Genomic DNA, 19,731 nt, shown 5'->3' with positions numbered 1-19,731 from the left:
GCCCCATCGCGGCCCCCCGGGTGGCGTCGCCTTAGCCTCACGCCGGGCCCTCTATACACGCTGGCGCCCCCCCCCCCGCGCGGGGCCCCCCGGGCCGACAGGCGTGTGCCGTTGCGTCAGGTCACCGACAGTCCGCCGTCGACGGCGAAGAGGGAGCCGTTGGCGTACGCGGCGGACGGCTCGGAGAGGGTGACGATCCACCAGGCGATCTCTTCCGGCGTGCCGATCCTGCGCGTCGGGACCTGGCCGCTCATCCGCTCGAGGAAGGCCTCGTAGGCCTCCTGCGGCATGCCGGCGCGCACGCCGACGCCGGTGTCGACCAGTCCGGGGGCGAGCGACACCACCCTGATCCCGAGCGGCCCGAGCTCCATGGCCCAGCTGCGGGTCAGCGAGTCGAGGGCCGCCTTCGTGGCCGCGTACACCGAGCTGCCGGGCATGGCGCGCACCCCGATGGCGCCCGCGGACCCGATGTTGAGCACCAGACCGCGCGCGGCCTCGAGGTCGGGCAGCGCGGCCCGGGTGAGGAGGATCGGGGCGAGGAGGTTGGTCGCTATCTGCTCGCGCGCGGTCTGCTCGTCGAGCTCGGCCAGGTTCTGGAAGCCGGGGAGCGCCGCGTTGTTGACCAGGACGTCGATGCCGCCGAGGGCGCGCCGGGCGGTCTCGGTCACCGTCGTGGGGGCGTCGGGGCCGGAGATGTCCAGCGGGAGGACATGGACGCGGTCGTGGCCGGCGGCCGTCTCGTCGAGGGCGGCCTTGGTGCGGCCGACGACGAGGACGTGGTCACCGCGTGCCGCGAAGGCCTGCGCCGTGGCCCGGCCGATGCCGGTACCCGCGCCGGTGACGACCACCCTGCGGGGTGAGGTGTGTGCTTCAGGGATCGACATGACCCGACGCTAGGCGGGGCCGCTCGAAATCCGGTCGTACGACAAAGACCGCACCCGCACCCGGGGTACGGGTGCGGGTGCGGCGGAGCTGCGCAGCCCCGCGGGGGAGGAGAGGCCGGGCAGCCGTCGGTGTCCGTGCCGTCAGCGCGCCGCGGTCAGCGGCCGAGCCTCTGGAAGGCCCGCACGGAGAGCGGGAAGAAGATCAGCAGCAGTGCGACCGGCCACACCACCGCCATCAGCATCGAGTGGTCGGTGATCCAGGAGCCGGAGGCGACCCCGGGGGTGCCGAACAGGTCCCGGGTGGCGTTGACCGTCGACGACAGCGGGTTCCAGTCGGCCACCGTGCCCAGCCAGTCGGGCATGGTGCTGGTGGCCACGAATGTGCCCGACAGGAAGCCGATCGGGAACTCCAGGGTCTGCACCCCGCTGACCGCCTCCTGGCTGGACATGGACAGTCCCAGGTAGACGCCGATCCAGATGAGGGCGAACCGCAGCAGCAGGATGAGCCCGATGGCCGCGAGGAAGTCGCCCGCCGTGCCGTGGTTGCGCCAGCCGATGACCAGGCCCGCCACGAGCATCACGCTCAGCGTGAGCACCGAGAACAGCATGTCCGCAACGGCCCGCCCGATGAGCACCGCGGAGGACGACATCGGCATGGAGCGGAAGCGGTCGGTGACGCCCTTGTCGACGTCGGACGTCACCGCGAGCGTGGTGAGTCCGATGCCGAACAGCATGGTCATGGTGAACATGCCGGGCATCAGGAAGTCCCGGTACCTGCCGCCGCCCGGCACCTGCATCGCGCCGCCGAACAGGTAGGCGAACATCAGCACGATGAGGACGTTGAAGACCAGCGAGAAGATCACCGGCCCCGGGCTGCGCTGCCAGTGGGACAGGGCCCGCCGGGTGAGGGTCCAGCCGTCGGCCAGTGCCCAGCGCAGGCCGCCGGTCGGGGTGTCCGAGAGTGCGGGCGCGGGCCGCGCCGCCGCGGTGCTCGTGCTCATGCGGTGACCTCCTCGTCCGCCTTCTCGGCGCGCCGTTCCGCGTGGTGCCCGGTGAGGTGCAGGAAGACCTCGTCCAGGGTGGGCCGGCGCAGGGTCATGTCGTCGATGGCGATGCCCGCCTCGTCGAGCAGCCGCACCGCCTCGGGCAGCGCGGTCGACTTGTCCGCCACCTGCACGCCGATCTGCCGCTTGTCCTCGTCGATCACCGGCTCGGCGATGCCGAGGCGGGAGACCGCGGCGGCACCCCTGCCCAGCTCGTGCTGGTCGTGCACCACGAACTCGATGCGGTCGCCGCCGATCCTGGACTTCAGCTCGCTCGGTGTGCCCTCGGCGATGACCCGGCCGGTGTCGATCACATTGATCTGCGAGGCGAGCTGGTCGGCCTCGTCCAGGTACTGGGTAGTGAGCAGCACCGTGGTGCCCATGCCGACCAGGTCGCGGATGCACTGCCACACCTCGTTGCGGCTGCGCGGGTCGAGGCCCACGGTCGGTTCGTCGAGGAAGAGCACGGCAGGGGCCAGCAGCATGCTCGCCGCCAGGTCGAGCCGGCGCCGCATGCCTCCGGAGTAGGCCTTGACCGGCTTGTTGCCGGTGTCCGCCAGCCGGAACTGCTGGAGCATCTCGGTGGCCCGGACCTTCGCCGCCGTGGTCCCGAGGTGATAGAGCCTTCCGAACATCACCAGGTTCTGATAGCCGCTGAGGACCTCGTCCACCGCCGCGCTCTGTCCCACCAGGCCGATGCGCTTGCGTACCTGGTCGGGCCGCCTCGCCACGTCGTAGCCGGCGACCTCGGCCCGGCCGCCGTCGAGTCGCAGCAGTGTGGACAGGATCCGTACCGAAGTGGTCTTGCCCGCCCCGTTGGGTCCGAGGAGGCCGCACACCGTGCCCTGCGGAATCGTGATGTCGAACCCGTCCAGGGCGTACGTGTCCCCGTAGCGCTTGCGGAGGCCTTCGGCCACCACAGCCAGGTTGCTTGAACTCACTGCGATCCCTTCGCCGTCTTTCGATCGCGTTGCTCGTACACCGTACCGTATTAGGTACCGTACAGCATACGGAGTTAAACGTCAGTTTTTCCGGGGGGGTGCGTTCCGGCCATCGGGGTCCCTTGTGTCCGGCTGTCGATGAAGCTCTGGACGCCGTCCAGGACCCGGTGCAGACCGAACTCGAAGGCCCGGGCCGGAGCGAAGACTCCGCCGTACGCCTCGCCGGTGACCTCGCCGACCCGGGCGGCGAGCGGAAAGCGCTCCGCGTCGGCGACCGTCCGGAGCATCGGGCCGTTCGCCTCCCACCACTGCTGGTCGGTCATGCCGGTGCTCTGCTCGGTCTGGGCGGCCTCCAGGCGTCGCCGTGCGGTGCCCTCGACATGGCCGGTGACCAGGTTGACCACCAGGTCCATCTCGATCTCGGTGAGTCCGATGCCGGCGACCGTGCTGAGTTCGTGCTCGTACTTGGCGGTCGCGCCCGGACCCAGTGCCGGACGCGCGCGCGGCACCTGGAGCATCCAGGGGTGGCGCTCGTAGAGCTCCCAGCCCCGGTGGGCGATGTTCTCCAGGCGGACGCGCCAGTTTCCGGGCGGGGTGCGGGCCGGCACGGTCTCGCCGTAACAGGAGTCGAGCATCAGGTCGATCAGCTCGTCCTTGCCCGGCAGATAGGTGTAGAGCGTCATGGTGCCGATGCCGAGCCGCTCGGCGACCCGACGCATGGACAGTGCGGCCAGTCCCTCGGTGTCCGCCAGTTCCACGGCCGAAGTGACGATCTTGTCCAGGCTGAGGTTCGACCGGGTGCGCCGTCCCGAGCGATCCTGCGCACCCCACAGCAGGGCCAGGCTGTCCGCCGCCCCGTTGAACCGGTAACCCCTGCTCATCGTCCTCCCTCGCTCCGTATGCCGTACCGTACATAGTACGGAACATGTTTCGAAAAAGGCACCGCACACGGCCCTGACAGGCGCGCGCGGTGCCCCGGTGGTGCTGCGCGGGATGTGGCGGCTCAGGCCGGCACGGAGGGCTTCCGGTCCGCCGTGGCCAGCCAGCTCGGGAAGCTCAGCAGGCCGGGGCGGCGCAGACGCAGCGCCGGGATGTCGGCCCGGTAGCCGTCCGTCTGGAACCACTCGAACATCAGGGAGATCTCGGCGGCGAACGGGATGTGCGGGTTCGCGGCCACATCGGACGGCGACAGCGGCTCGAAGCGGGCCGGCAGACCGGCCGCCGCGCCCAGCGCCTCGGCGATCTCACCGGCGGTCAGTTCGTCGCCCGCCAGTTCCACCGCCCGGCCCAGATACTCCTCGGGCCGCTCGAAGGCGTCCGCGGCGAACGCGCCGATGTCCTCGCTCGCGATCAGCTGCACCCGGGTGGACGGGCGCAGCGCCAGCCGCAGCACCAGGGTGCCGTCCTCGACCTGCGGCGGATGCGCCGCGAAGTTGTCCATGAAGAACGTCGGCCGCAGCACCGTGTGCGGCACGCCCAGCTCCTCGAGGCGGCGCTCCACCGCCCGCTTCGACTCGAAGTGCGGGACACCGCTGGACCGTTCGGCCCCGCCCACCGACGAGTACACCACGTGCGGCACACCCGTGTCGGCCGCAGCCTGTGCCAGTGCACGCCCCTGCCGGACCTCGCCGCCGACCCCGGCGTCCGTCATGAAGGTCTGCACGCTGAACACGCCGTCCACGTCGGTCATGGCCCGGCGCAGCGAGCGGGGGTCGTCGAGATCGCCGCGGACCAGCTCGGCACCGCGGGCCGCCAGTTCCAGCGCGGCGGGGGAGTCGGGCGTGCGGACCAGGGCCCGCACCGGGTGCCCGCGGTGCAGCAGGGCGCGCGCGGTCGCGCCGCCCTGGAGGCCGGTGGCCCCGGTGACCAGTATCGTGCGTCGGTTCGACATGGCGGTCCCTTTCGTTCGACGGCGGAGGCTTCGCGAGCCACGCCCCGCGTCGGGCGTCGCGCTCGGAGAGTGCGGGGCGGGCGTCGCCCCGGTCGTACGGGTCCGGCTGCGGTCGGTCAGCGGTAGGCCGCCAGATGCTCGGCGGCCCAGTCGCGGAACGGGCGGGCCGGCCTGCCCAGCACCTCGTCGACCGCCGGCCGCACCCGCGCCCACGGCACCCGGCGGCTGCGCAGGGCGCGCACATTGCCCTCGGCCGTGCCGCGGTCGCCGGTGATCGCGGTGAACATCGCGACGGTCTCCTCCTCGGTGGCCACCGCGAAGTCGAGCCTGCGGCCCAGGAGTTCACCGAGGATCCGCGTCTGGTCGGCGGAGCTCAGCACCTGCGGCCCGGTCAGCTCGTACACCCGCCCGGCGTGCTCCGGGGACAGTGCGGCCACCCCCACGCCGGCGACGTCGGCGGGGTCGACCGGCGCCCCCGGATTGTCGCCCACCAGGCAGCGGACCCGCCCCTCGTCCCGTATGGAGGCCGCCCACCACAGCGCGTTGGAGTGGAAGGGGCCGGGGCGCAGCACCGTCAGGGAGGGCACCGCCGCCCCGACGATCCGCTCGGCGGCCTCGTGCTCGGCCCGGATCCGGTGCTGCAGCGGATGCACCACGGCGGACGACGACAGCAGCACCACGTGCTTCAGCGCCCCCGCCGCACGGGCCGCCTCGGCGAACCCCGCCGCCTGCGCCTCGACGTCGCCGACCAGCACCACGAACGCCCGCTCCACGCCGTGCAGTGCCGCAGCCACCGATGCCGGGTCCTCGGGGCTGCCGGGCACCACCTCCACGCTCTCGGGCAGATCCGCCTCGCCGGGCCGGCGGCTCAGCGCCCGCACCTGAATTCCGCGCCCCGCCAGATTCCGCACCACATGCCGGCCGACTTTGCCGGTTGCGCCGGTTACCAGGAGCATTCCCATTCCCCTCACGGAGCCGTCGTTTTCCAAGAAAGCAGCCCGCTGCAATTCCCGTCGCATCCCGTAGCGGCCGGGGGTTGCGCGGACCGGCATCGAAGCTCAACCAGCCCTTGAATCCTGGGAGTCGACAATATGTGGCGGACATCGCGTCTTCTTCGGAAAGCACTTGAAGACCGCTGGTGTTCCGGTCGTGCTGGAACTGCCGGTGAAACTGCCGGTGACCGGACGCATTTCGCTCATAGGCTCATGGCGAATGTGCTCGCTCGCAGTGCGGTGTCACGGGGAGGTCCATGTGGTCAGCAGCGCAGGCGCATCGGTGAACGGGTTCCTCGACCATCACTTCGGCCACGACCCGATCGCGATCGTCGGGATGTCGTGCCGGCTGCCCGGCGCCCCCGACCCCGAGGCCTTCTGGCGGCTGCTCGCCGGCGGCACCGAAGCCATCGGCGAGGTGCCGCCCGGACGCTGGGAGCCGGCGGACCACACCGTGCGCCGCGGCGGCTTCCTCGACCGCGTCGACGCCTTCGACGCGGAGTTCTTCGGGATCTCCCCGCGCGAGGCCCGGGAGATGGACCCGCAGCAGCGGCTCATGCTCGAACTGGGCTGGGAGGCGCTGGAGGACGCGCTGATCGTCCCGGCGACCCTGGCGGCCGGCCGCACCGGCGTGTACGTCGGCGCGATCTGGGACGACTACGCCACCCTCGTGCACCGGGCCGGCCCCGAGGCGGTCGGCAGGCACACCGTCACCGGGCTGAGCCGCGGCGTCATCGCCGGCCGGCTGTCGTATGTGCTCGGGCTGCGCGGTCCCAGCCTGACCGTCGACTCCGCCCAGTCCTCCTCCCTGGTGGCGGTCCACCTCGCCGCGCAGAGCCTGCGCGGCGGTGATTGCGACCTCGCTCTCGCCGGAGGAGTCAGCCTCGCCCTGTCCGCGCGCACCACGCTCGGCAACGAACGCTTCGGCGGGCTCTCGCCGTCCGGGGTGTGCCGCGCCTTCGACGCCCGGGCCGACGGCTACGTCCGCGGGGAGGGCGGCGCCGTGGTCGTCCTCAAGCCGTTGCGGCGCGCCCTGGCCGACGGCGACCGCGTCTACTGCGTCATCCGGGGCGGCGCGGTCAACAACGACGGGGCCACCGAGGGCCTGACCGTGCCCGGCGCCCAGACACAGGCCGCCGTGCTCACCGAGGCGTACGCCCGCGCCGGCATCGACCCCGCCGAGGCGCAGTACGTCGAACTGCACGGCACCGGCACCCGGGTCGGCGACCCCGTCGAGGCGGCGGCTCTGGGTGCCGCGCTGGGACGGGCCGAGGGCCGCCGCCGACCGCTGATGGTCGGCTCGGTGAAGACCAACATCGGGCATCTGGAGGGCGCGGCCGGGATCGCCGGGCTCGTCAAGGCCGCGCTCAGCGTGCACCGCCGCCGCCTCCCGGCCAGCCTCAACTTCGTGACACCCTCCCCACGCATTCCGCTGGACGAGCTGGGCCTGGACGTCGTGCGCGCCTTCGGCAGCTGGCCCGAGCCCGAACGCCCCCTGGTGGCGGGGGTCTCCTCGTTCGGCATGGGCGGCACCAACTGCCACCTCGTGCTCGAACAGGCACCTGACACCGAGGAGCCGGGAGGGGAGTGTCCGCGCCTTCAGCCGCCGCTGCTCCTGTCGGGCCGTTCCGCACAGGCGCTGCGCGCCCAGGCGGAACGGGTGCGCGAGGCGGTGGCGGCCGGCGCGGACCTGCCGGGGGTGGCGCACGCCCTGGCGGTCGGCCGTACCCACTTCGCCCACCGGGCCGCCGTGCCGTCGTCCGGGGACCGCGCGACGGTGGTCGAAGCGCTGGACACGCTGGCGGCGGGCGGCATGTCCGCCGGTGTGCGGGCCGGGCGCGTGGACGGCGACGGCGGGGTGGGCCTCATGTTCTCGGGCCAGGGCGATGCGCTGGTGGGGGTGGGCTCCGGTCTGTACCGGGCGTTTCCGGTGTTCGCCGAGGCGTTCGAGGAGGCGGCGGGACTGGTGGGTCTGCCGGCCGGTGGGCCCGGTGCCATGGGCGACGCGGCGGAGCGGGGCACGCGGTGGGTGCAGGCGGGGGTCTTCGCGCTGCAGGTCGCACTGGTGCGCCTGCTGGCGGACGCCGGGGTCCGGCCCTCGGTGGTCGTGGGGCACTCCGTGGGGGAAGTGGCGGCGGCGCATGGTGCGGGTGCGCTGTCACTGGAGGAGGCCGCGCGGCTGGTCGTGGCGCGGGGGCGGCTGATGGGACAGGCGCCGCAGGGGGCGATGGTGGCGGTGCGGGCACCGGAGGAGGAGGTGCGGGCCGCTCTGGAGCCCGGAGTGACGGTCGCGGCGGTGAACTCGCCGACGGACGTGGTCGTTTCGGGCGAGGAGGACGCCGTACGGGAGGTCATGGGGCGGTTCGCACGGACCCGGCGGCTTCCGGTGGGGCAGGCGTTCCACTCGCCGGCGATGGCGGCCGCCGGGCAGGGACTGCGGGAAGTGGCGGCCGGTCTGTCGTTCCATGAGCCGGTGCTCACCATGGTGAGCACCGTGACCGGACGGGCCGTGGGCAGGGCGGAGCTGGCCGATCCGGGGTACTGGGCGCGGCAGGTCGAGGCTCCGGTGCTGTTCGCCGAGGCCGTTCGCGAGGTGCGACGGCTGGGGACGGTCCATCTGGTGGAGGCGGGACCGTCCGGGACCCTGACATCGCTGGCGTCGGCCACCCTGAGCGGGTCGGGGGTGCGGGCGACGGCGCTGCTGCGGCGCGGCCGGGACGAGGAGACCACGTTCACCGCGGCCCTGGCCGACCTGCACACCCACTCCCTCACACCGGACTGGTCCCGCCTGACCGGCCCCCGGCCACCACACCCGGCACCCCTACCGACCTACCCCTTCCAGCGCTCCCCGTACTGGTTCACCGCACCCACGGAACAGACGGTGGCCGTGCGGGAGAGCGGGGAGCGGCCGGAGACGGCGGAAGAGACCGGACAGGTGGCGAAGGGGGCCGAAGCGGCTCAGCCGGTGGTGGGCGCCGAGCAGGCCGTTGTCTCTCAAGGGGCTGAGGCCGGTCCCGAGCCGGCGTCCTCCCGGCGGGCCGGCATCGGTGGCGCCGGGCTTCGGCAGCTCGTGCGTGCCCACACGGCCGCCGTGCTCGGGCACGACCGCGCCGACGCCGTTGCGCCGGACCGGAGTTTCAAGGACCTGGGATTCGACTCGCTGTCCGGGGTGGAGCTCGCTGAGCGCCTCGCCGAAGCCACCGGACGCGCGCTGCCTGCGACCTCGGTGTACGACCATCCCACACCAGCGGCGCTCGCCGCGTTCCTGGCAGGTGAGGAGTCCGCCGACGCCGCCAGGGGTTCAGAGGACGCAGCGGAATCCGTGACGGCCGACGCCGGAGGTGCCACGCCCGAGGAGGGCACGGACGACCCCGTCGTCGTGGTGGGCCTCGGCTGCCGGTTCCCCGGCGGGGTGAACTCCCCGGAGGACCTGTGGGACATGCTGTTCTCCGGCATCGACGTGATCGGTGACTTCCCCGCCGACCGGGGCTGGGACCTGGAGGAGCTGTTCGATCCGGACCCGGAGCGGCCGGGGACGTCGTATGTCCGCGAGGGCGGCTTCCTCGCCGGGGCGGCCTGGTTCGACCACGGATTCTTCGGGATCTCTCCGCGCGAGGCGCGGGCGATGGACCCGCAGCAGCGGCTGCTGCTGGAGACGTGCTGGGAGGCGCTGGAGCGGGCCGGTATCGACCCCACCGCACTGCACGGGAGCGACACCGGCGTGTTCGTCGGCGCCACGGCGGCGGAGTACGGGCCGCGCCTGGCGGACGCCGCGGCCGGGGCGGAAGGGTACGCGCTGACGGGCACGACGCCGAGCGTGGCGTCGGGACGCGTCGCCTATGTGCTGGGGCTGCGCGGGCCGGCGGTGACGGTGGACACGGCGTGCTCCTCGTCGCTGGTGGCACTCCACCTGGCCGTCCAGTCCGTGCGGAGCGGCGAGTGCCCGCTGGCCGTGGTGGGCGGCGCCACCGTGATGGCCACTCCCGGAATGTTCGTGGAGTTCTCCCGGCAGCGGGGCCTCGCCCCGGACGGCCGCTGCAAGGCCTTCTCGTCGGACGCGGACGGCACCGCCTGGTCCGAGGGCGTCGGGGTCCTGGTGGTGGAGCGCCTGTCGCGGGCGCGGGCGGCCGGGCATCCGGTCCTCGCCGTGGTGCGCTCGACGGCCCTGAACCAGGACGGGGCCAGCAACGGCCTGACCGCGCCGAGCAGGGGTGCGCAGGAGCAGGTCATCCGCCGCGCGCTGAAGGCGGCGAACCTCGCGCCGGCCGAGGTCGACGTGGTGGAGGCGCACGGCACCGGCACCCGGCTCGGCGACCCGATCGAGGCGGAGGCGCTGTTGGCCACCTACGGGCAGCACCGGCAACGGCCCCTGCTGCTCGGCTCGGTGAAGTCCAACCTGGGCCATGCCCAGGCCGCCGCCGGCATGGCCTCGATGATGAAGCTGGTGCTGGCGATGGGCCACGGCTGGGTGCCGCGCACCCTGCACGTCGACGAGCCCACGCCGCACGCCGACTGGAGTTCCGGCTCGATCACCCTCGCGACCGAGGGGCAGCGCTGGCCGGATACCCCGGGCCGGCCCCGCCGCGCCGGAGTGTCCGCCTTCGGTATCTCCGGCACCAACGCCCACGCCGTCCTCGAACAGGCCCCGCCCGAACCCGTGGAGACAGGGCATCCGGCCGGCCCGGAGACCCTCCCGGCTGCCGTGCCGTATCTGCTGTCCGCGCGCGACGCGGCCGCGCTGCGCGACCAGGCGACGGCCCTGCACGCGCACCTGGAGGAGCAGGACGCGGCCCCCGTCCAGGTGGCCCACGCGCTGCTGTACCGGCGCACCCGGCACACCCACCGGGCCGCCGTCGTCGCCACCGGACGGGACGATCTGCTGCGCGGGCTGACCGCGCTCGCCGCGGGCGAGACCGACGCCGAGGGCACGGTCGTCGGCACGGCGGGCGAGACGGGCAGGGTCGTCTTCGTCTTTCCCGGCCAGGGTGCCCAGTGGCCCGGCATGGCCACCGCACTGACGGCCGAGTCGCCCGTGTTCGCGGCGCGCATGGCCGAGTGCGCGGCCGCGCTGGGCGCGTACGTCGACTGGGACCTGTCCGAGGTGCTCTCCGACACCGAGGCCCTCCGGCGGGTCGACGTCGTCCAGCCCGCCCTGTGGGCGGTCATGGTGTCGCTCGCCGCGCTGTGGCGGGCCCACGGCCTGGAGCCCGACGCCGTCGTGGGCCACTCCCAGGGCGAGATCGCCGCCGCCTGCGTCGCGGGCGCGCTGTCCCTGGAGGACGCCGCGAAGGTGGTGGCCCTGCGCTCCCGGGTGATCCTGGCGCTGTCCGGGCGCGGCGGCATGCTCTCCGTGGGGCTGTCCGCCGCCGCGATCGCTGAGCTGCTCGACGACGGGCTGTCCGTCGCCGCGGTCAACGGCCCCTCGTCGGTCGTCGTCTCGGGCGACCGCGCCCCGCTGGAACGGCTCGCTGCCTACCTCACCGAACAGGGCGTACGCAACCGCATGGTTCCGGTCGACTACGCCTCCCACTCGGCGCACGTGGAGGCGATCCGCGCCGAACTGGCAGACGCGCTCGCCCAGTTGCGGCCCACGGCCCCCCTGGTGCCGTTCCTGTCCACGGTGACCGGAGCATGGGTCGAGACCGCCGCCCTCGACGCCGCGTACTGGTACCGGAACCTGCGCGAGACCGTGGGGTTCGAACAGGCCGTACGCACCCTCGGCGACCAGGGGTTCACCACCTTCGTGGAGATGAGCCCCCACCCCGTGCTGACCTACCCGGTCGAGGAGACATGCCCCGAAGCGGTCGTCACCGGCACGCTGCAACGCGAGGACGGCGGCCTGCGCCGCTTCCTCGAGTCCGCCGCCGGCCTCGTCGTACGCGGAGTGGACCTCGAGCTGCTGCCCGGGGTGCGGGGCGGTCATCTCCCGCTGCCGGTGTACCGGTTCCAGCGCAGCCGGTTCTGGCAGGCCCCGCTCCGGGGCACCGCCCCCGCCCCCGATCCGCAGACCCCGCCCGAGGAGACCACCAACCTGCGCCGGCTCGTCGCCGGGGCGCCCGCCGACGAGGGCGAGCGGCTGCTGCTGGACCTCGTCCGCGCCCGGGCCGCTGCCGTCCTCGGCCATGACTCGGCCGACCAGGTGCCGCAGGACCGCAACTTCAAGGAACTGGGCCTGGACTCCCTCGGTGCCGTCCGGTTGCGCAACACGCTGGCCGCGGCCACGGAGCTGCGACTGCCGCCGACGCTGGTCTTCACGTATCCCACGCCTGCGGCACTGGCCCGCTTCCTGTACGACACCCTCCGCGCCGCCGACTCCGACGTCCCGGCGGAAGAGCCGGCCCCGGCGCCCGGGACACCGGCGGCACAGGCGGCGCCGGAGAGCGACGATCCGGTCGTCGTGGTCGCAATGGCGTGCCGTTTCCCGGGTGGTGTGCACTCACCGGAGGACCTGTGGGAGGTGCTGGAGTCCGGCCGCGACGTCGTCGGGGACTTTCCCACGGACCGGGGCTGGGACCTGGAACGCCTCTACGATCCCGACCCGGAGCACGCCGGGACGTCGTATGTGCGCACCGGGGGCTTCCTGCAGGACGCCGGAGCCTTCGACCACCAGTTCTTCGGGATCTCGCCCCGTGAGGCGCGGGCGATGGACCCGCAGCAGCGGCTGCTGCTGGAGACGTGCTGGGAGGCGCTGGAGCGGGCCGGCATCGACCCGACCTCGCTGCGCGGGAGCGGCACCGGGGTGTTCGTGGGCGCGACCGGGACGGAATACGGGCCGCGGCTGCACGAGGCGGACCCGGACGCGGAGGGGTTCGCGCTGACCGGTACGGCGATGAGCGTCGCCTCGGGACGGATCGCGTACACCTACGGTCTCACCGGACCGGCCGTGACGGTGGACACCGCCTGCTCGGGTTCACTGATGGCGCTGCACCTGGCGGTCCAGGCGCTGCGGAGCGGCGAGTGCCCGCTGGCCGTGGTGGGCGGCGCCACCGTGATGGCCGCGCCGGGCATCTTCGTGGAGTTCTCCCGGCAGCGCGGGCTGGCACCGGACGGGCGGTGCAAGCCGTTCTCGGCGGACGCGGACGGCACCGCCTGGTCCGAGGGCGTCGGAGTGCTGCTCGTCGAACGGCTGTCGCGGGCACGGCGGCTGGGCCACCCCGTCCTGGCGGTCGTCCGGGGGACGGCGGCCAACCAGGACGGGGCGAGCAACGGCCTGACCGCGCCGAGCAGGGGTGCGCAGGAGCAGGTCATCCGCCGCGCGCTGAAGGCGGCGAACCTCGCGCCGGCCGAGGTCGACGTGGTGGAGGCGCACGGCACCGGCACCCGGCTCGGCGACCCGATCGAGGCGGAGGCGCTGCTGGCCACCTACGGGCAGCACCGTCAACGGCCCCTGCTGCTCGGCTCGGTGAAGTCCAACCTCGGTCACACACAGGCCGCCGCCGGCATGGCGGGCGTCATCAAGATGATCCTGGCCATGCGGCACGGCGTCGTACCCCGGACCCTCTACGTCGGGGAACCCACCCCGCACGTCGACTGGTCGGCCGGCGACATCGCGCTGACCACCGCCGACCGGCCCTGGCCGGACACCGACCGCCCCCGGCGCGCGGCCGTGTCCGCCTTCGGGATCAGCGGCACCAACTGTCACGCCGTTCTCGAACAGGCGCCCGCAGTACCCGCCGTGGCGGAGGACCGGGAGACACCCGCCCCGATCCCGCTGCTGCTGTCCGCCCGCACCCCGGCCGCACTGCGCGCCCAGGCCCGCGCCCTGCTCGACCGGCTCACCACCCGGCCCGACCCCGACATCGCGGGCACCGCACACGCCCTCGCCGTCGGCCGGGCCCACCACCCGCACCGGGCCGCCGTCCTGCTGGGGGACGGAAACCATCTGGCCGGCCTGAAGGCGGTGGCCGAAGGGCTGTCCGCCATCGGGGTGCAGACGGGGCACGTCGACGGCGACGGCCGCGTGGCCCTGATGTTCTCCGGGCAGGGAGACCTGTACGCCGGGATGGGGTCGGGGCTGTACACGGCGTTCCCGGCCTTCGCCGAGGCGTTCGACGAGGCGGCGGCGCTGGTGGGGCTCGAGCGGGGCGGCCCGGACGTCCTGGACGAGGCGCTGCTGGGCCGGACGCGCTGGGCGCAGGCCGCGGTGTTCGCGCTGGAGGTGGGCCTGTTCCGGTTGCTGCAGGCGGCGGGGATCCGGCCGTCGGTGGTGGTCGGTCACTCGGTGGGCGAGGTGGCGGCGGCGCACTGTGCAGGTGTGCTGACACTGCCGGACGCCGCCGAACTGGTCGTGGCACGGGGCACGTTGATGCAGCAGGCCCCGGCCGGGGCGATGGTCGCGGTGCGGGCGCCGGTGGAAGACGTACGGGCGGCGCTGACGCCGGGGGTGTCCGTGGCGGCGGTGAACTCGCCGTTGGACGTGGTGCTGGCCGGTGAGGAGGAGGCGGTCGCCCGGGTGGCCGGGCGGTTCCGGCGCTCGCGCCGACTGCCGGTGGGGCAGGCGTTCCACTCACCCGCCATGGCACGGGCCGCGCAGGGGATCGGCGAGGTGGCCGCCGGGCTGGCGTTCGCCGAGCCGGAGATCACGCTGGTGAGTTCGGTGACCGGGCGGCCGGCCGGGCGCCGTGAGCTGGCCGACCCGGAGTACTGGGCGGAGCAGGTGCGCGGGCCGGTGCGGTTCCTGGACGCGGTGCGGGAGGTGCACCGGGCGGGGGCGACGCATCTGGTGGAGGCGGGACCGGCCGGGACCCTGACGTCCCTGGCGGCGGCCACACCGGGCTCGGCGCGGTGGCGTACGGCACTGTTGCGGCGCGGCCGGGACGAGGCGACGACGTTCACCGCGGCCCTGGCCGAGCTGCACGCACACACCGCCACGCCGGACTGGTCCCGGCTCGCGGGCCCGCTCCCGCCCCGTCCGGTGACCCTCCCCCCGTACGCCTTCCAGCACACGCACCACTGGATCGCCCCGCCCGCCCACCCCGCCGGCACGGGGAACCCGCTGGCAGGGCTGGGCGGGAACCTGGACGCCGAGACGCTCGCCGCGCGGCTCGGTGTGGATCCCGACGCACCCCTGCGCGAGGTGCTGCCGGCGCTGCGCGCCTGGCGCCCACAACCCACACCGTCGGCCGACCCGCGGTCCACGGAGCAGCGGGCGAGCGGTGCGGTCGTGACACTGCCCGAGTCCGAGGCGGACCGCAGGGCGGCACTGCTGGAACTCGTCCGCGTGCAGGCGGCCGCGGTGCTCGGACACGAGGCCCACACCGAGATCGGTGGTGACACGGAGTTCTTCGACGTGGGTCTGGCCTCGATGGGGGCCCTGGAACTGCGCCACCGTATCGGGGAGGCGACAGGCCTGGACCTGCCCTCGACGCTGCTGTACGACCACCCGACGCCCGCCGAACTCGTGGCGTTCCTGGAGGCCGAGCTGGCAGGGCCGGAGAACGGGGAGGGGGACTGACCGGGACTCGTGCACCGGCAACCACCGGCAGCCCGCTCCCGGCGCAGATCCCTCTCAGGTTTCCAGGTTGGCCATCTGCCGGTCCGTGAGCAGATCGAATGGCTCAGCTGGAAGCCGAGTTCAAAGCCGGGCATCCCTCAGCAGCGGAGTACGGCATCCACAAGTGGTGGGACTCGTCGAGTACGACCGAACGCAGGGAGCTCGTGATGCGCGACGGAGGCGGGAGTCTCTGCGCGTGGCGGACGAGTTGGGTGCACGGACGGTTGCGTTCCCGGCCGTCTCCACGAGCATCCACGGCCGGCCGATCGACGACGGGGCCCGCATCGCCCTGGAGACGGTACGGGCCGCGGACACGGCGGTCGAGGAGGCCCGGTTCGTACTCTTCGACGAGTGGGCCCACGAGGCCTTCGCCGCGCAGACTCGCTGACTCGGCCGCGGCCCCGTGCCCTGACCCGCATGCCCAAGGAGACGCTTCCACGCCCCCCGCACCGGGTCGGGCCGGCGCTCTTCGTCGCCGTATGGCGCAGTCGCGTGCCCTCCTCCCTCCCGCTTCCCGCCCGCACGCCGGGTGAGGGACACCGCGGACGGGTCCCCGAGGTGGACGGACCAGGCTTGTGACCAGGGCGATGTGAAGATCTCACATGCCGCACCCCCGCGGATTCACCCCTCTCACATGCACTCTTCCCTGTCGACGTACTTGGCGCATATGCGACCGTCACCATTGAGACCGTCGAGAGTCTCGACGGCGTGGAAGGAGCAGCGGAGATGGAGGTAGGAGTCCTCGGACCGCTCGTGGTGACGGTGAACGGAACTTCTCTGGTGCCCAGCGCGGCGAAGCCGCGGCAGGTGCTCGCGTTACTGGCGGCCAACCTCGGACGACACGTGTCTCTCGGCGCCATCGTGCAGGAACTGTGGGGCGACGAGACACCCGGCCGCCCCACGGCGGTGGTGCAGACGTATGTGAAGCAGCTGCGGCGCGCCCTGTCCACGGCACTGGTCCCGACCGGCGGCCCGGACGCGAAGGAGGTGCTGAGCCGTACGCACACCGGCTACGTCCTGGACCTCCCCGGTGTGGACGTGGACGCCCGCGAGTTCGAGTGGATGACGCTGCGCGGACAGCAGGCACTGGCCCGGCACGAGGCCGAGGAGGCGGCGGTCCTGCTGGACAAGGCCCTGGCCGTGTGGCGCGGCCCCGCACTGGTCGACGTACGGACCGGATCGGTGCTGCAGACCGAGGTGCGCCGCCTGGACGAGGCGCGCCGCAGCGCCCTGGAGAGCCGGATGAGTGCGTATCTCCTGCTCGGGCGGCATGCCGAACTGATCGGCGAGCTCGGCGTGCTGACCACCCGTTACCCGCTTCAGGAGAGCCTGCATGCCCTGCTGATCGTGTCCCTGCACCGCTGCAGCCGCTCCGGGGAGGCCCTGGAGGTGTACCGGCGGCTGCGTGCGGCCATGGTCGGTGAGCTCGGTATCGAGCCCTCGCAGCGGCTCCAGCGGCTGCATCACGCCATCCTCCGCGACGACCCCGCCCTGGAGCCGCCCACCGCCGGTTTGGCTGTTTTTTAGCGGTTCCCCCCACCCTCGGGACGTGCCTGCCGGGGCCTGCTCGACCGTGTGTCGAAGGCGTCCGGCCGGTCGGGCAGGTGAACCGCCCGTGTCCGCACCTCGGGGCCCGGACGTCCGCCCCCGCACCGGTCGGCCGCAGTCGGCCGCGCAGTGCGGGCCGGCCCCGGCCGGCCACCGACGTCGGACTAGCCCGAGGCGGAACGGAATGACGCTTTACCTGTCCCAGACTTCCCCGTCCGATATGGACCCCGATGAGGCCGGAGTGCGGCTGTTCTGCTTCCCGTACGCGGGCGGCGGGGCCTCCGCCTACCGGCGCTGGCAGCGCGGGCTCGACGCGCACGCCGCCGGTGCCCGGGTGCTGCCCGTCCAACTGCCCGGCCGCGAGGGCCGGATGAACGAGCCCCGGTTCACCGATCTGGACGCGCTCGTCGCCGACCTGGACGAGCAGCTCGACGCCGAGCTGGATCATCCGCACGTGTTCTACGGGCACAGCATGGGCGCCCTGATCGCCTACGCGCTGACCGCCCGCCGCCAGCAGCGCGGCGCAACGCTGCCGCTCGCCCTGGCCCTGAGCTCCTACCGTGCGCCCCATCTGCCCGCGCCGAAGATCGCGGACCCGGGCGCCAGCGACGAGGAACTGGTCGCGGGGCTCGCCGAGTTGGGCGGCATCCCGCGCGTGATCCTCGACCACCCGGACTTCCTCGCCGCGCTTCTTCCCATCGCCCGCGACGACCTGCTGCTGTGCACGGCGTCCTTCGCCCAGGACGCCGAGTCGGTCCGGGTGCCGCTGCATCTGTTCGTCGGTGCACGGGACCGGCTGGTGTCGGTGCCCGAGGTGGTCGCCTGGCGGCGCCACGCCGGACGCGGCTGCGAGGTACGGGTGATGTCCGGCGGGCACTTCTTCATGCGCGCCCACGAGGACGGCTTCCTGCGTGAGCTCGCCGCGCTCATCCGCCAGTACGCCGACGCGCCGGTGCTCGCGGACGCCCTGTCGGCCTGACCGACTCCCGCCCCGGAGGGACATGATGAACCGTCAGGAAACCTATACAGAGCGGGTGTTGGCCCGGGCGGAGGAGCGCCGGGACGCCCCGGCCTTCGCCTTCGTCCGGGACACCGGCGTCGACCGGCTCACGTACACCGAACTCGACCGGCAGGCCAGGGGCATCGCCTCCTGGCTCCAGGACCGCGGGCTGGCAGGGCGGCAGGTGCTGTTGCTCCATCCCTCGGACCTGTCCTTCGTGACGGCCTTCGTCGGCTGTCTGTACGCGGGCGCCGTCGCCGTCCCCGCGCCGCTGCCGTCCGACCGGGAACGCCACTTCGACCGGCTGTCCCGGATCGCCGCCGACGCGCGGATCGGGGCGGTGCTCACCACCTCCCGGCATGCCGCCGCCGTCGAGTCCTGGCTGGCCGGCACGGGTCCCGAGCGGGTGCCCTGCCTGGCCACCGACGCCGGCCCGGTGGGGGATGCGAGCCAGTGGCGGGACCCCGGGCTGCACCCCGACGACCTGGCCTTCCTGCAGTACACCTCGGGTTCGACCAGCGCACCCAAGGGCGTGATGGTCTCCCACCGCAACCTGATGGCCAACGAGGCCGCCATCCAGCGCGCCCTCGGTGCCGGCGCCGACGACTGCTTCGGCAGCTGGCTGCCGCTCTACCACGACATGGGCCTCATCGGGCATGTGCTCCAGCCGCTGTGGCTGGGCGCCCGGGCCGCGCTGATGGACCCGGGCACGTTCCTGCGCCGCCCGGTGGCCTGGCTGGAGATGATCGGCGACCACCGGATCTCCATCGGAGGCGGTCCCGACTTCGCGTACGCCATGTGCGTACGGCGGGTGAAGGACGCCGACCTGGCCCGGCTCGACCTCTCCAGCTGGGAGCGGGCCTGCAACGGGGCGGAGCCGGTGCGCGCCGACACCATCGACGCGTTCACCCGGCGGTTCACCCCGGCCGGCTTCCGGGCGGAGGTCTTCTTCCCGTGCTACGGCATGGCCGAGACGACGCTGTTGGTGTCGGGCACCCCGCGCGGCATCCGGCCCGCCACCCGGTCGGTCGACGCGGCGGCCCTGGAGAACGGCGAACTCACCGCGCCCGTAACGGAGTCGGCGGCGCGGACCCTGGTGAGCAGCGGGGTGGTGAGCCCCGAGGACTTCGAGGTGCGCGTCGTCGACCCCGGGACCGCGCGGACCCTGGCGCCCGGGCGGGTGGGGGAGATCTGGCTGCGTGGACCGAGCGTGGCCGACGGGTACTGGGCACGTCCGGACGCCACGGCGGAGACCTTCGGGGCCCGCCCGGCGGACGAGGAGGACCCGGCGGCCGGTGGCTGGCTGCGTACGGGCGACCTGGGCGCGCTGTGCGACGGTCAGCTGTACGTCACGGGCAGGCTCAAGGAGATGATCCTGGTCAACGGCCGGAACATCTACCCGCACGATGTGGAGTCCGCGGCCCGGTCGGCGGATCCGGTGCTGGGCACGGGGGCGGCCTTCGCGGTGCAGTCGGGCAGCAGCGGCCGGGAACGTCTGGTCGTCGTCCAGGAGGTCGGGGGCGGGGCTCTCGACCAGGCTGCCGGGGAACGCGGGCGGGAGCTGGTCGAACGGGTGCAGGCCGCGGTCGCCGCGGAGTTCGCGGTGCCGGCGGGCAACGTCCTGCTGGTCGCGCCCGGCACGGTCCGCCGTACCACCAGCGGGAAGATCCAGCGCACGTTGATGCGGCGGCTGTTCCTGACGGGCGCGATCGAGACGCTGTACGCCGTGGTCGAGCCGGACGTCCGGCAGCCGCCCGAGCGGACGCCGGCGACGGTCGGTTGAACGGCGGCACTGCGCTGCGCGGCCGACGGCACATACACCGGGCCCCGCCCGGAACGGAGGACCCGTTCGGGGGGGGCCCGGAGCCCTCCGGGGCCCGGGTCACGCGGGGAGAGGCGGCGCAGCGCGGTCGGGTGGCGCTAGCCGGGTCGCTGGCAC

10 protein-coding genes and 1 pseudogene are annotated in these 19,731 nt (G+C 73.5%); 5 read left to right on the top strand and 6 right to left on the bottom strand.

Annotated features, from left to right (window positions below; all coding sequences use genetic code 11):
* Window positions 1-116: 116 nt before the first annotated feature.
* The 6 genes from AB0N07_RS44610 to AB0N07_RS44585 all read right to left on the bottom strand — a co-directional run bounded on the left by AB0N07_RS44610 (window position 117) and on the right by AB0N07_RS44585 (window position 5,715).
* Complete coding sequence (locus AB0N07_RS44610; RefSeq protein ID WP_365845587.1) at window positions 117-884, bottom strand: SDR family oxidoreductase; 768 nt, start codon at window positions 882-884, stop codon at window positions 117-119.
* A gap of 155 nt (window positions 885-1,039) precedes the next feature.
* Window positions 1,040-1,885 carry an ABC transporter permease gene (locus AB0N07_RS44605; RefSeq protein WP_365845585.1) on the bottom strand — a complete coding sequence of 282 codons (846 nt, stop codon included), beginning with the start codon at window positions 1,883-1,885 and terminating at the stop codon, window positions 1,040-1,042.
* Window positions 1,882-2,868, bottom strand: coding sequence for an ATP-binding cassette domain-containing protein (locus tag AB0N07_RS44600; protein ID WP_365845583.1), 987 nt, complete (start codon window positions 2,866-2,868; stop codon window positions 1,882-1,884). Before AB0N07_RS44600 ends, AB0N07_RS44605 begins: the two co-directional genes overlap by 4 nt.
* Before the next feature lie 74 nt (window positions 2,869-2,942).
* The gene (locus AB0N07_RS44595) at window positions 2,943-3,749 is read right to left on the bottom strand and encodes a TetR/AcrR family transcriptional regulator (RefSeq protein ID WP_365845581.1); all 807 of its coding nucleotides are present in this window, start codon (window positions 3,747-3,749) and stop codon (window positions 2,943-2,945) included.
* A gap of 122 nt (window positions 3,750-3,871) precedes the next feature.
* The gene (locus AB0N07_RS44590; protein WP_365845579.1) at window positions 3,872-4,759 is read right to left on the bottom strand and encodes an NmrA/HSCARG family protein; all 888 of its coding nucleotides are present in this window, start codon (window positions 4,757-4,759) and stop codon (window positions 3,872-3,874) included.
* Window positions 4,760-4,875: 116 nt separating this feature from the next.
* A complete protein-coding gene (locus AB0N07_RS44585; RefSeq protein ID WP_365845577.1) occupies window positions 4,876-5,715 on the bottom strand; it encodes an NAD(P)H-binding protein in 840 nt (279 codons plus the stop codon).
* A gap of 295 nt (window positions 5,716-6,010) precedes the next feature.
* Between AB0N07_RS44585 and AB0N07_RS44580 the strand changes: the two genes are divergently transcribed.
* From AB0N07_RS44580 to AB0N07_RS44560, 5 genes and pseudogenes are all read left to right on the top strand, one after another.
* Window positions 6,011-15,205: a beta-ketoacyl synthase N-terminal-like domain-containing protein gene (locus tag AB0N07_RS44580; RefSeq protein ID WP_365845575.1), complete on the top strand. Its 9,195-nt coding sequence runs from the start codon at window positions 6,011-6,013 to the stop codon at window positions 15,203-15,205.
* Between the two features lie 220 nt (window positions 15,206-15,425).
* Window positions 15,426-15,632: pseudogene (locus tag AB0N07_RS44575) on the top strand (macro domain-containing protein); the annotation flags it as partial.
* 338 nt (window positions 15,633-15,970) lie between these two features.
* Entirely contained in the window at window positions 15,971-16,771 is an 801-nt protein-coding gene (locus AB0N07_RS44570; RefSeq protein ID WP_365845573.1) for an AfsR/SARP family transcriptional regulator, read from the top strand.
* A gap of 241 nt (window positions 16,772-17,012) precedes the next feature.
* Window positions 17,013-17,771: an alpha/beta fold hydrolase gene (locus AB0N07_RS44565; protein ID WP_365845571.1), complete on the top strand. Its 759-nt coding sequence runs from the start codon at window positions 17,013-17,015 to the stop codon at window positions 17,769-17,771.
* Window positions 17,772-17,796: 25 nt separating this feature from the next.
* Window positions 17,797-19,575, top strand: coding sequence for a fatty acyl-AMP ligase (locus tag AB0N07_RS44560; RefSeq protein WP_365845569.1), 1,779 nt, complete (start codon window positions 17,797-17,799; stop codon window positions 19,573-19,575).
* Window positions 19,576-19,731: the final 156 nt, after the last annotated feature.

This window comes from Streptomyces sp. NPDC051172 (assembly GCF_040682555.1).
GTDB lineage: Bacteria > Actinomycetota > Actinomycetes > Streptomycetales > Streptomycetaceae > Streptomyces.
Note: the sequence above shows the minus strand (reverse complement) of the source record. Positions and strands in the feature narration are given on the sequence as shown.